General features: G+C 73.8%; 9 protein-coding genes. 3 read left to right on the top strand and 6 right to left on the bottom strand.

Annotation, left to right across the window (positions count from 1 at the left end):
* Nucleotides 1-26: 26 nt before the first annotated feature.
* Nucleotides 27-1,283, bottom strand: a complete 1,257-nt coding sequence (locus ACIGXW_RS31750) for an alginate lyase family protein (protein WP_399576416.1) — start codon at nt 1,281-1,283, stop codon at nt 27-29.
* Nucleotides 1,284-1,453: 170 nt separating this feature from the next.
* On the bottom strand, nt 1,454-2,926 hold the full coding sequence (locus ACIGXW_RS31755; RefSeq protein WP_399576417.1) for an aminotransferase class I/II-fold pyridoxal phosphate-dependent enzyme: 1,473 nt from the start codon (nt 2,924-2,926) through the stop codon (nt 1,454-1,456).
* 205 nt (nt 2,927-3,131) lie between these two features.
* On the opposite strand from ACIGXW_RS31755, the gene ACIGXW_RS31760 reads away from it, so the two are divergent.
* Nucleotides 3,132-4,820, top strand: coding sequence for a cytochrome bc complex cytochrome b subunit (locus tag ACIGXW_RS31760; protein ID WP_399576396.1), 1,689 nt, complete (start codon nt 3,132-3,134; stop codon nt 4,818-4,820).
* Here the strand turns inward: ACIGXW_RS31760 and ACIGXW_RS31765 are convergent.
* From ACIGXW_RS31765 to ACIGXW_RS31775, 3 genes are all read right to left on the bottom strand, one after another.
* Complete coding sequence (locus ACIGXW_RS31765) at nt 4,817-5,206, bottom strand: cytochrome c oxidase subunit 4 (RefSeq protein WP_399576397.1); 390 nt, start codon at nt 5,204-5,206, stop codon at nt 4,817-4,819. The two genes, ACIGXW_RS31760 and ACIGXW_RS31765, sit on opposite strands and share 4 nt — an antisense overlap.
* On the bottom strand, nt 5,203-6,888 hold the full coding sequence (gene ctaD, locus ACIGXW_RS31770; RefSeq protein WP_399576398.1) for a cytochrome c oxidase subunit I: 1,686 nt from the start codon (nt 6,886-6,888) through the stop codon (nt 5,203-5,205). The genes ACIGXW_RS31765 and ctaD overlap by 4 nt, the downstream gene beginning before the upstream one ends.
* Nucleotides 6,889-7,031: 143 nt before the next feature.
* Complete coding sequence (locus ACIGXW_RS31775; RefSeq protein ID WP_399576399.1) at nt 7,032-7,751, bottom strand: ANTAR domain-containing response regulator; 720 nt, start codon at nt 7,749-7,751, stop codon at nt 7,032-7,034.
* Nucleotides 7,752-7,906: 155 nt separating this feature from the next.
* Between ACIGXW_RS31775 and ACIGXW_RS31780 the strand changes: the two genes are divergently transcribed.
* Both ACIGXW_RS31780 and ACIGXW_RS31785 read left to right on the top strand, forming a co-directional pair.
* Nucleotides 7,907-8,191 (top strand): WhiB family transcriptional regulator, encoded by a 285-nt coding sequence (locus tag ACIGXW_RS31780; protein WP_071963098.1) that lies wholly within the window; start codon nt 7,907-7,909, stop codon nt 8,189-8,191.
* 82 nt (nt 8,192-8,273) lie between these two features.
* Nucleotides 8,274-9,491, top strand: a complete 1,218-nt coding sequence (locus tag ACIGXW_RS31785; protein WP_399576400.1) for a PAS domain-containing protein — start codon at nt 8,274-8,276, stop codon at nt 9,489-9,491.
* Here the strand turns inward: ACIGXW_RS31785 and ACIGXW_RS31790 are convergent.
* Nucleotides 9,475-10,251, bottom strand: a complete 777-nt coding sequence (locus ACIGXW_RS31790; protein ID WP_399576401.1) for a SigB/SigF/SigG family RNA polymerase sigma factor — start codon at nt 10,249-10,251, stop codon at nt 9,475-9,477. The genes ACIGXW_RS31785 and ACIGXW_RS31790 overlap by 17 nt on opposite strands.
* Nucleotides 10,252-10,567: the final 316 nt, after the last annotated feature.

Here is a 10,567-nt window from a genome sequence, read left to right on the forward strand (position 1 = left end):
CGAATCGCCGGCGGCCGGCCGCCCCGTCAGCCGGGGTTCCTCGCGTGGGTCAGGGTCTCCCAGGCGACGAAGAGGCCGTCGGTCCCGGAGAGCCCCGCCTGCCGGCGCCGCTCGGCCACCCGCTGCGCGTCCGGGATCGCGACGCGCTTGCGGACGGTCAGGTGGTTGAGGAGCACCTCCGTGTCGGGGCCCATCCGGGTGCTCAGCTCACCGTCGCACAGCCACGCGGGCACGGCGTCGCCCAGCTGGTACCCGGAGTGGAAGGCCAGCGCCGCCCGCAGCCGGGGGCCGGCCTCGGCGTAGAGGTCGACGCCCTGGTGCCAGGCGGTCTCCGCGATGTGGCCCGTGGCCGCGAGCCCGTAGCCGACGTGGGCGAAGTTGCGGCAGGTCTCCTGAGCGAGGCCGTCGACGAACCGCCGCTGGCCGTACCAGTACGCCCTGACCTCGGCGGCCGAGGAGATGCGGCTGCCCGGCGGCCGCCTGGGCAGCCGCCCATCCGTGCTCAGGTAGAAGTACGCCGGGACGCGGTCCCGGAACCGGTCCACGGCGTCGTCGAACGCCTCGGTGTCGTCGAGGAAGACGGCGATCGCCATGGTGGCGTCCGTCATGGTCAGTTCCCAGTTCCCGTTGTAGTCCGCGGCGTCGGCCGAGACCTGGGGGAGGTAGGCGGTCCGCAGCATGGAGGCGAAGCGCCGCACGCGGCTCGACGGCCAGCCGTCGTAGGTGTAGCGCATGATCTCCGCCGCCCGGGCCCAGGACGTGCCCGCCCAGGCGGCCTGCAGCGGCGCGTTGCCCTCGGTGTGCTCGTCGATCACGGCCGACCAGGCGTCCATGATCTGCACCGCCTTGCGGGCGTGCGCGCGGTCGCCGGTGATGTACCAGAGCAGCGCGTGGGTGTAGGCGGCGATCGCGTCCTTGCGCTCCTCCACGCACCCCCGGCCGGGACGGGAACCTGGCGGGCAGCTCACGACCGAGGTGGGCGCCGCCTCGTAGGAGAGGGAACCGTAGGTGCTGTCGCGCATCGACCGGAACGCCGACCGCCACGGCTCCGCCCTCCCGGTGGCCCGCACCCGGACCTTCTCGAGCTGGGCCCGGTTGACCAGCACCCCGGGATGGGTGAAGCGACCGGCCGTCAGATACCGGGACGGGACCGCCTCCCGTACCGCCGCGCCGGCGGGCGCGGACACCGCGGCGACCGGGGCGAGCCCCGCCAGGAGGGCGGCGGCGAGGGAGAGGCGCACCAGCAGGCCGGTGCGGCTGGGCCCTGTTCGGAAGGACGGAATGCGACATGGTCCGGGCACGGCCCACCTCCGGTGCGATGTGATGCAAGCGTCGCCCGGCCCGGCGGGACACGCCCCAGGTGTTGCGCCGAACGTGACGGACTATCAGCGGAGGCCGGGGGAGAGGACCGTCCTGGTCGCCTCGGTGAGGGCGAACGAATCGCCGACGCGCGTCAATGCCCGTCGCGCACGCGGACCGTGCGCAGGGCGCGGTCGGCGGCGTCCGGGAGGTGCATGCCCGCCTCCACGCCGGTGCGCAGGTACTCCAGGACGGGCTCGGTCAGCAGCTCGCCGGGCAGCGCCACGGGGATACCCGGGGGATAGGGGGTCAGCATCTCCGCGGCCACCCGCCCGGCGGCCCGCTCCAGCGGCACGTCCTCCACGGGCCCGAAGTAGGCCTCGCGCGGCAGGCACACCTGCTCCAGCCGCAGATCAGCGGGGCAGGGCACGCGCACGCAAGGGGCCGGCCGCAGGACGTCGGCCCGGTCCGCGAGGTCCCGCAGGGCGGTGAGGAGGGCGGCCGCCGTCCTGTCGTCGTCGGCGTGGGTGAGCTGGGCGCTGATCCGCCGGTGGTCGGCGAGGTGGAGGTCGATGTGATGGTGCTCGCGCAGCCGGTCCGCCGCCCGGTAGCCGGTCGTGTCCAGGTCGTGCACGTCGATGACGACGGGCAGCGGGTCGAGGTCGGCGCCGGCCCCGGGCCCGGTGAGGTCGGCACGGTCGTTGACGTGCAGCCCCTCGATGAGCTCGATCTCCGCCCGTACCGCCGCCGCCAGCTCCAGCGCGTCGGTCAGCAGCTCGCGCCCGTGGAGCGCCATCTGCCGCCGCCAGCCGTCGATGCCGGCCAGGATGAGCGCCGACGGGCTGGTGGTGCCCAGCAGATCGGCCCGGGACCTGAGCGTGGCCGCGTCGACCAGCCGGCCCCGCAGGTGGAACACCGACCCCTGCTCCAGGCCGCTGCCCATCTTGTGGACGCTGGTCACGCAGACGTCCGCGCCGGCGTCCATCGCCCAGGCCGGCAGTCCGGGGTGGAAGGGCAGATGGGCTCCCCACGCCTCGTCCACGACGAGGGGCCGCGCACGGCGGTGGCACACCTCGGCGATCGCGGCGGTCGCGGCGCAGGAGCCGTACGGCGTCGGGCTGGTGACCAGCGCTCCCTTCGCGTCGGGGTGGGCCCGGAAGGCCTCCTCGAAGGCCCGGGCCGACGGGGGATGGGCCAGTTGGCGGGCGGCGTCCCACAGGGGGTCGACCCACACCGGGCGGATACCCGCCAGGATCAGCCCGGAGACCACGGACTTGTGCGCGTCGCGGCCGACGAGGAGCTTCTCGTGCGGCCCCGCGACGGCGAGCATCGCCGCCTTGACGGACAGTGAGCTGCCGCACGTGGTGAAGAAGGTGTGGTCCGCGTGGACCGCGTCGGCCATGAGCGCCTCGGCCCGCTCCTGGACCCGCCCCCGGGTGCGCCGGTCGTCCAGCCCGCCGCAGGCCAGGACGTCGGAGAGGAACACGGCCTCGCCCAGGCGGCGGCGCACCGAGGGGTCGGCGCCCCGCGCCTGCTTGTGCCCGGGCGGCGTGAAGCCCATCCGGCCCCGGCTGTGGTAGTCGCCGAGCGCCTCCAGAACGGGCGCCTGGGTGTGGTCCATCGTCAGATCCCTCCGCAGCAGGACACCGGAAGCGGGAAAACGTGCTGCCGTACGGGTGACCTGCCGCGCCGGAGGGAAACGCGGGCCCGCGCCCCCTGTTCTGCCTAATCCCGCGCGGCCCGGCGATTAGCCGGTCGGCGCGCCGGTTACCCATCAGCCGCGGTGTGGCGCGGCGGGCTTCGGGCGCGCGGCTTGACGAGGAGCGTGGTGGATGCTGTTCCCGACGTGGCGGGAGAGGGCCGCGGACAGGGCGCGCGCGGCGGCGGTGACCGGATTCGGGGCGCTGGACCGGCGGCTGCCGGCGGCCGAGACCGCCGCGGCGCTGCTGCGCAAGGCCTTCCCCGACCACTGGTCCTACCTGCTCGGCGAACTCGCCCTCTACAGCCTCCTGGTGCTCGTCGTCACCGGCTCCTACCTCACCCTGTTCTTCGACCCGAGCATGGCCCAGACCGTGTACGAGGGCGCGTACGAGCCGCTGAAGGGCCTGCGGATGTCCCAGGCCTACGCCACCACGCTCGGGCTCAGCTTCGACGTGCGCGGCGGGCTGCTCATCCGTCAGGTGCACCACTGGGCGGCGCTGGTGTTCGTCGCCGCGATCGGCGTCCACATGCTGCGCGTCTTCTTCACCGGGGCCTTCCGCAGACCCCGGGAGGCCAACTGGACCCTGGGGGTGACGCTGTTCCTGCTCGCGCTGCTGGAGGGCTTCTGCGGCTACTCACTGCCGGACGACCTGCTGTCGGGGACCGGGATGCGGACGGCGAACAGCATCGTGCTGTCCATCCCGTTCGTGGGCACGTACCTGAGTTCCTTCATCTGGCGCGGCCCGTTCCCCGGCGGCGTCATCATTCCGCGGCTGTACATCGTGCACGTGCTGTTCGTCCCCGGGGTGCTGCTGGCCCTGGTCGGCCTCCACCTCTACCTGGTGGTCTACCTCAAGCACACCCACTGGGGCGCGCAGGGACGGACCAACCGCAACGCGGTGGGCGTGCCGCTGTTCCCGCACTTCACCGCCAAGTCCACCGGCCTGATGATGCTGCTCTGCGGGGCGCTCGTCCTCCTCGGCGGCCTCGCCCAGATCAACCCGGTCTGGAACTACGGCCCCTACCGTGCCGACCAGGTCGCCACCGGGGCGCAGCCGGACTGGTACGTGGGCTTCCTCGAAGGGGCCCTGCGCCTGATGCCGCCCTGGGAGAACGTGGTGGCCGGGCACACCCTGATGTGGAACGTCCTCCTTCCGGCCGTGGTGCTGCCGGGCGTGCTGTTCCTCGTCCTCTACATGTATCCGTTCTTCGAGAAGTGGGTGACCGGCGACCGCACCGAACACCATCTGTGTGACCGCCCCCGGGACCGGCCCGCGCGCACGGGTCTGGGCGTGGCGGCGGTCGTCGCCTACGCGCTCCTGCTGCTGGCCGGCGGCAACGACGTGATCGCCTACTCCTTCCGGGTCTCCGTCGACGCCCTGACCTGGACCTTCAGGGGGCTCGTGGTCGTGGGCCCCGTGCTGGCGTTCTGGGCGACCAAGCGGCTGTGCCTGGCCCTGCAGGCCCGCGACCGGCGGCGGCTGACGGAGGGCGAGGAGACGGGTGAGGTGACGCAGGACGTCTCCGGAGGGCTCTCGGAGGGCCATCACCGCGTCTCCGCGCAGGAGGGCTACCGGCTGATGGTGCGCGAGGTCCCCCGGCCGCTGCCGGCGCCCGAGGGCCCGGCGCCGCGCCGGAGCCGGCTGCGGGTGGCGCTCAGTTCCTGGTACTACCGCGACCGCGTGGAGATGCCGGTCACCGCGGAACAGCGCAAGCAGATCGCGAGCAGGCTGGCCGAACCGGAGCCGGCGGGCGGGGAACGGGCCGGGCGGTCGCCGTCCGGGGACGCGACGACCGACCCCGCCGCGCCCGGCCGCTAGGCCCGGTCGTTGAACTGGAAGACCATGCCCATGACCCCGGCGCCGAGGACGCCCACGGCCACCAGGAACAGCCACAGCCCGAAGACGACGCCGAGGGCGAGCACCGCGATGCCGAGCGCCGTCAGCGCCGGATAGGCGCTGTGCGGCGGGAAGAAGTCCAGCCGGCCCGCGCGCTCGGCGATCCGGGCGTCCTTGCGGTCTTCCGGGCGTGGGCCCCGGCGGCGGTAGTTCATGGTGAAGAAGAACGACATCACCGAGGCCATCAGGAAGGACACCGCCAGGGCCGCCGTGCCCGCGGGTTCCCGGCCCGACCACCACGCGTAGCCGGCGTCGGTGAGGAGGAAGAAGCCGGCGACCCCGGCGAACAGCACCGCCTCGGCCTTCATGGGCTCAGCTCCCGGTGCGGGTCCCGGCTCTCGGCCTCCGGATGGTGCAGGTCGAACGCGGGGGAGTCCGACCGCACCTGCGGCAGCGCGACGAAGTTGTGGCGCGGCGGCGGGCAGGACGTCGCCCATTCCAGCGACCGGCCGAAGCCCCAGGGGTCGTCGCTCTCCACCTTCGGCGCGTAGCGCGCCGTGCGCCAGACGTTGTAGAGGAACGGCAGCGTGGACAGGCCCAGCAGGAACGAGCCGATGGAGGAGAGGGTGTTCAGCGTGGTGAAGCCGTCGGCCGCGAGGTAGTCCGCGTAGCGGCGGGGCATGCCGTTCTCGCCCAGCCAGTGCTGCACGAGGAAGGTCAGCTGGAAGCCGGTGAACAGGGTGAAGAAGTGGACCTTTCCCAGGCGTTCGTCGAGCAGCCGGCCCGTCCACTTGGGCCACCAGAAGTAGAAGCCGCCGAACATGGCGAACACGACCGTTCCGAACAGCACGTAATGCAGGTGGGCGACGATGAAGTAGGAGTCGGTGAGGTGGAAGTCCAGCGGCGGCGAGGCGATGAGCACCCCGCTCAGACCGCCGAGCAGGAACGTGACGAGGAAGCCCAGGGCCCACAGCATGGGGGTCTCGAAGGTGATGCCGCCCTTCCAGAGGGTGCCGATCCAGTTGAAGAACTTCACCCCGGTCGGCACCGCGATCAGGAAGGACATCAGGGAGAAGAAGGGCAGCAGCACCACTCCGGTGGCGAACATGTGGTGCGCCCAGACCACCGCCGACAGCATCGTGATGGCGATGGTCGCCCCCACCATCCCGAGATAGCCGAAGAGCGGTTTGCGGCTGAAGACCGGGACGATCTCGGTGATCACACCGAAGAAGGGCAGGGCGACGATGTAGACCTCGGGGTGGCCGAAGAACCAGAACAGGTGCTGCCACAGCACCGCCCCGCCGTTGGCCGCGTCGAAGACGTGTGAACCGAACTTGCGGTCCGACTCCAGGGCGAGGAGCGCCGCCGTCAGCACCGGGAAGGCGAGCAGCGCCAGGATGGAGGTGAACAGGATGTTCCAGGTGAAGACCGGCATGCGGAACATCGTCATGCCCGGGGCGCGCAGACAGACGATGGTGGTGATGAAGTTGACCGACCCCAGCACGGTGCTCAGACCGGCCACCACCAGGCCCATCGCCCACAGGTCGCCGCCCGGGCCGGGGGAGAAGACCGCGCTGTTGAGCGGGGCGTAGGCGAACCAGCCGAAGGCCGCGGCGCCGTCGGGGGTGAGGAAGCCCGAGACCACGATCAGGGCGCCGAAGAGGAACAGCCAGTAGGTGAGGGCGTTCAGGCGCGGGAAGGCGACGTCGGGCGCCCCGATCTGCAGCGGCATCACGGCGTTGGCGAAGCCCGCGAACATCGGCGTCGCGAACAGCAGCATCATCACGGTGCCGTGAATGGTCACCAGCTGGTTGTACTGGACGGTGCTGAACAGCTGCAGCCCCGGCCGGGCCAGCTCCGCGCGCATCAGCAGCGCCAGCACCCCGCCCAGCAGGAAGAACCCGAAGGCGGTCACCAGGTACATGTTGCCGATGACCTTGTGGTCGGTGGTGGTGAGATACCCCAGCAGCCTGCCGCCCAGCCGCGTGCGGGCGTTGTCCGTGCTCTCCGACAGCTGGTCGGGCGGTGTCCGGTGATCCAGCTGCGGCATCGCCTCTCCATGTGCCGGGCGAAGTCTGCCGAGACCTGCCGTCGTGCCAGCGGGCGCCTCGTTGTCTAGCCCTGATCACCGCGGCGCAAACCCCGCCTGCGCCATTCGGTCGTACGCCCGCCGCCGGCCGGGGCCGGGCCCGCTCAGCAGGGCGGCAGGTCCTGCCCCCGGTTGTCGACGACCGTGCGGGCCAGGTCGGCGAGCTTGCGGTTGGTGTGCTGGGAGATGCGGCGCAGGACGCCGAAGGCGGTGTCCGTGTCACAGCCCAGCACGTGCATGACGATGCCGCAGGCCTGGTCGATCACCGCCCGCGAGTGCAGGGCGGCGTCCAGCTGGTCGACGGTCGCCAGCGCCCGGCGGTAGCGGTGTTCCCGCGCGACGGTGTCGGTCAGCAGCTTGCCGAGCAGCGCCGACGGCCCTTCGGCCGCGTGTTCCAGGCCGCCCGGGCGCAGCCGGTAGACCGTCACCGTCACGGTCACGCCCGCACGGTGGAAGGGCAGGGTGGCACTGGCCCGTATGCCGGTGCCCAGCGCGCTGGCCCGGTAGCGCGGCCAGCGCTCGTCGGTGAGCAGGTCGTCCGCGTGCACCGGTGCGCGGGTGCCCACGGCCGTGGGGATGGGGCCCTCGGCGGCCCGCAGCTGCACCGTGACGAGTTCGGCCAGATCCGGGTGGGTCGCCGTGGTGGGCGACTCGGTGGTGCCGTCCCAGACCGTGGTGGTCGCGCCGCAGGTGCCCGGAACCAGCCGCGGAATCAGTTCGGTCAGTCGTGCGATGCGCTGCCCCCACGGGGTGTCCGCCATGTCGCCGAGCAGCTCCGCACCCGCCGACAGAACCCCCGCCTGCGTCTGAGCGATGGCCTCCATAGCCAGGCGCCTGCCCGTCCTCCGACAGCGGAAACGGCGCTCGGTGGCGGTCACTCCGCTTCGGTTTCCCACTCCGGCCCGGGGGTACCCGCGCCCCTGTCACCGGACGATGGCAAGACGAAATACGGACGAGATGACGAGGAGGGGACGACGCGATGGACTGGCTGCGGTTCGCGGCATGCACCCGAGAGGATCCCGACCTGTTCTTCCCGGTCGGGACGGCGGGACCCGCCGCGCAGCAGCAGGAGGACGCCAAACAGGTGTGCCGCCGCTGTCCCGTGCGGGCCCAGTGCCTGGACTACGCCCTGCGCACGGGAGAGAACTCCGGTGTGTGGGGCGGCACCTGCGAGGACGAGCGCCGCAGGATGCGCCGCAGGGCCGAGCGCGCCGAGCGAGCCGGGCACGCCGGGCGCGCCCGGCGCCGCAAGGTGCCGCACTGAGCGCCACGGCGGCCGCACGGACGGCCGGAGACGAACGCCCGTGACACCGGGACCCGGCGGCGGTGCGCACTATCGTTCCCCCATGACCGGTGGCGGGCGGGACGCGTTCGGCGAGGAACTGGCGGACTTCCGCGACAGGGTGCGCGAGCTCGAGGCCGTCCGCGGACTGCCGCCCGACCGGCGGCTGCGGGCCCTGGACGCCGCACTGATCGAACTCCGCTACGCCGCCGACGTGCTGTGGCCCCGCCACGACGAGCCGGCCCGCCGCACCCGGGCGGACGCCGGCGCCGGCCGGCAGGAGGAGCAGCTGCTGCGCGCCCTCTTCCAGCGGCTGCCGCTGCCGGTGGCGCTGCTGGAGGGCGACGGCGCGATACGGCGGCTGAACCACGGCGCCGCACGCCTGCTGGGCGTCGGCGCCGGATACGCCACGGGCCGTTCGCTCGCGACCTTCCTGCAGCCCGCCGACCGGCCGGCCCTGCGTACCCAGGCCGCCGCCGTCGCGCGCGGCGACGGGGACCGCAGCGTCGTGGCCGGCCTGCTCGCACCGCCCCCGGGCGCCGCCGGCGAGCGCTGGCAGCTGACCCTCGTGGCGCTCCGCCCGCCGGGCGAGACGCGCAACGCCGTCATGGCGGTGTTCCAGGCGCCCGGTCACGACCCCGTGCACCGCCCGGCCGCACCGGACGACGCCGAGGGCGGCGACGCCCGGCACGCCCTGTCGGCCGCCACCCGGGAGACGGTCCTGCTGGACACCCTCGACGAGGTGACGGCGGCCCTGCTGGCGGCCGGCCCCGGGCAGCCGGACCGGGTGCTGCGGGCCGTGACGGGGGCGCTGCGCACCACCGTCGCCGACTGGGCGATCGCCGATCTCGTGGACGGCGCCGGAGTGCTGCGGCGCCGCGCGGTGGCCGCCCCGGCCACGCGCGAGGACGACGGGACGGCCGCGGCGGTACGGGCCCAGGACCCGGCGGAGTGCCCCGTGGTCGTCGAGGCGGCGGCCGGCGGGGTGGTCACGGTGCGGGTACGGGCCGAGGACGCCGGCTGCTTCGGCCGGGACGGGGCGGGCCGGGCGCTGATCACCCGGGCCGCGGTGGCGTCGCTGGTGTGCCTTCCGGTGCGGTGCCCGGCCGGCCTGCCCGGCCCGCCGGTGGCCGCGGTCCTGACGGTCTTCCGTACGGGCGCGGCGCAGCCGGGGGAACCCGGTCCGTTCTCGATGGCGGAGGCGGGGGTGCTGGAACGGGTGGCGCGGCACACGGGGCTGGCGCTGGGGCGCGCCCTGGGGCCCCTCAGGCCCCCGTCATGATCTCGGTGCGCAGCCGGGCGCAGGTGCGGCTGAGCAGGCGCGAGACGTGCATCTGGGAGATGCCCAGCCGCTCCGCGATCTGGCGCTGCGTCATATCGCGGAAGAAGCGCAGGTAGAGGATCTCCCGCTCCCGCTCGGGAAGCGCGCGCAGCCGCGGTTTGACCGCCTCCCGGTCCACGACCCGCTCCATGCGGGCGTCGGCGGCGCCGAGGGTGTCGAGCAGCGCGCGCCCCTCGGAGCCGGGCCGCTCGGCCTCGAGCGAGAGCGTCGTATAGCTGTCGATGGCGGCCAGACCGATGCGCACCTCCTCCTCGGTCAGCAGGGCGCGTTCGGCGATCTCGCGGACGCCGGGGCCCCGGCCGCCCGGGCCGGGCGGCAGTTCGTTGCGCACCCGGCGGACCCGGTTGCGCAGCTCCTGCACGCGGCGTGGGACGTGCACGCTCCACAGGTGGTCGCGGAAGTGCCGCTTGATCTCGCCGACCACGGTGGGCACGGCGAAGCTGGCGAAAGCGGCGCCGCGCCCGGGGTCGTAGCGGTGGACGGCCTTGACCAGGCCCAGGGCCGCGACCTGGCGCAGGTCCTCGGCGGACTCGCCGCGGCCCCGGAACTGCACGGCCAACCGCTCGGCCATCGGCATCCAGGCGGTCACGGCCTCGCGGCACAGCTCGTCCCGCTCGGCCCCCCGGGGCAGGCGGGCGATGCGGCGGAAGGTGTCGGCGGTGTCGGGGGCGTCGTCGTGCGGATGGGTGGAAGGGCGCATGGCGGTACACGGCTCCTCGGGGGGTGGGAGTCTCCCCGGGCGCGGCGCTCGGTGGGCGTGCTGATGCCGGTGCACCGCCGCGCGGCCGGGGCAGGGGGAATCCTGCTGCTGCGGCGTGCCTCCGGTCCGAAGCACAGGATGCGGGTGCCCCCGCGCGCACGGCCCAAACACCCCCGCGCCGCAGGAGTGTTGCCCCGCACCCCCAGATGCCCCGCGGCCGTGGGGGGGGGGGGGGGGGGGGGGGGGGGGGGGGGGGGGGGGGGGGGGGGGGGGGGGGGGGGGGGGGGGGGGGGGGGGGGGGGGGGGGGGGGGGGGG

Origin of the sequence: Streptomyces sp. NPDC053079 (assembly GCF_044546695.1) — a bacterium.
GTDB lineage: Bacteria > Actinomycetota > Actinomycetes > Streptomycetales > Streptomycetaceae > Streptomyces.

Excerpts from the sequence above, each read along its gene's own strand:
- ACIGXW_RS31760 (WP_399576396.1), top strand. The coding sequence starts at position 3,132 with ATGCTGTTCCCGACGTGGCGGGAGAGGGCCGCGGACAGGGCGCGCGCG.
- ACIGXW_RS31765 (WP_399576397.1), bottom strand. The coding sequence starts at position 5,206 with ATGAAGGCCGAGGCGGTGCTGTTCGCCGGGGTCGCCGGCTTCTTCCTC.
- ctaD (WP_399576398.1), bottom strand. The coding sequence starts at position 6,888 with ATGCCGCAGCTGGATCACCGGACACCGCCCGACCAGCTGTCGGAGAGC.
- ACIGXW_RS31775 (WP_399576399.1), bottom strand. The coding sequence starts at position 7,751 with ATGGAGGCCATCGCTCAGACGCAGGCGGGGGTTCTGTCGGCGGGTGCG.
- ACIGXW_RS31780 (WP_071963098.1), top strand. The coding sequence starts at position 7,907 with ATGGACTGGCTGCGGTTCGCGGCATGCACCCGAGAGGATCCCGACCTG.
- ACIGXW_RS31785 (WP_399576400.1), top strand. The coding sequence starts at position 8,274 with ATGACCGGTGGCGGGCGGGACGCGTTCGGCGAGGAACTGGCGGACTTC.
- ACIGXW_RS31790 (WP_399576401.1), bottom strand. The coding sequence starts at position 10,251 with ATGCGCCCTTCCACCCATCCGCACGACGACGCCCCCGACACCGCCGAC.